This window comes from Lachnoanaerobaculum saburreum DSM 3986 (assembly GCF_000185385.1).
Lineage (GTDB): Bacteria > Bacillota > Clostridia > Lachnospirales > Lachnospiraceae > Lachnoanaerobaculum > Lachnoanaerobaculum saburreum.
Map to the genome: position 1 here is coordinate 1,666,835 of NZ_GL622296.1, position 1,329 is coordinate 1,668,163.

2 protein-coding genes are annotated in these 1,329 nt (G+C 28.8%); both read left to right on the forward strand.

Annotation, left to right across the window (positions count from 1 at the left end; translation table 11 throughout):
- Positions 1 to 268: 268 nt before the first annotated feature.
- On the forward strand, positions 269 to 619 hold the full coding sequence (locus HMPREF0381_RS07700; protein WP_008751388.1) for a CRISPR-associated DxTHG motif protein: 351 nt from the start codon (positions 269 to 271) through the stop codon (positions 617 to 619).
- Positions 597 to 1,175, forward strand: coding sequence for a TM1812 family CRISPR-associated protein (locus tag HMPREF0381_RS07705; RefSeq protein ID WP_008751389.1), 579 nt, complete (start codon positions 597 to 599; stop codon positions 1,173 to 1,175). Before HMPREF0381_RS07700 ends, HMPREF0381_RS07705 begins: the two co-directional genes overlap by 23 nt.
- The last annotated feature ends 154 nt before the right edge of the window (positions 1,176 to 1,329 follow it).

Here is a 1,329-nt window from a genome sequence, read left to right on the forward strand (position 1 = left end):
ACAATAATAAGATACATTGTATATAAATGAGATGACAGCTGACATTTTATTATAAAAAACTTATTATAATATTTAGATATACTTAATGGTTTACCAATTAAGATAGTAACTGAACTGTTATATTATTGGCTATATAACAAAGAACGTAATATTATAAAGTTCAATTATTGGTAATGATAACTTTATTTAATATAAAAAGCACCTTTGAAAATGGATAAGGCAAAATAGTAAGAGGGATATTATATTGAATACTATACAAAGCATAAAAATGAATGAAAACTTTGATAGACTTGCAGAGGCGAAAAAATATATAGGAAAGGATGATGTGTTATCCTTTGATATCACACATTCATTCAGATCACTTGCATTCTATGAATTATTAGCTGTAAACTTTTTTAAATTGTCAATGAGTGAAGGAGATAGATTAGACTTTGTATCATATGGTATGTTTGAAGGACAGGGAGACGATGGTATTACACCTATTGTAAACCAAGAACCTCTATTAAAATTATTGGATTGGACAAAGGCGGCTGACGAGTTCAAAAGATTTGGTACAACACATTTACTGGATCAACTTTTAAAAGACGGAGAAATTGATGACAGTAATAAAGGATGTTAAGATTGCATTGGAAAGATTATGTACTGCTGTAGATACCAATAATTTATCTGAACTAAGGGATATGGTAGCTAATTGCAAGAAAATTAAAGAGAAGGGCTCAACAGGAAATCATGTTATAGACTTTATATTTGATGAAATTTATGATAGATTCTGTGAATATCTGGATCAAGATGAAAACAATATTGCATTGTATGTAGAGTTTGCATATTGGCATATTGAGAAGAATAGATATATTGCAGCGGCTATCACAATGATTGAAACAATGATAAAGCTTTGTTCTAATGAAGATTCGGGCAATACTGATACTATTAGAGCAAAGCTAAGGAGTAATGCTGCGATAAAGAGATATTCAGGAGAGCATGAAGATTTTATAAAGTATTATAATGAACTTAGATTGCTTAGAAACAAGTTATGTCATGCAGGAGATTGGAATAGGGAGGTGGATTTAAAGAAATTAAAAAAATGTATAGAGAATTTCTTTGAATTATACAAGAAAAAGTATTTTAATAAAAATGATATGCAGAATGATTTACGTATGACCGTTAATAGGTTTTAAAGCAATAGACCTAAGTATATTTTAAACTCTAGTAGTACAGATATTAATGAGCAGAAATTACCTATGAAAATGATATAAATGATTTGAAAAGTAAGGTTATAGAGAATAACTGTGAGAAGGGATTTGGAATAGATCTCAGATTAATAAATGATGA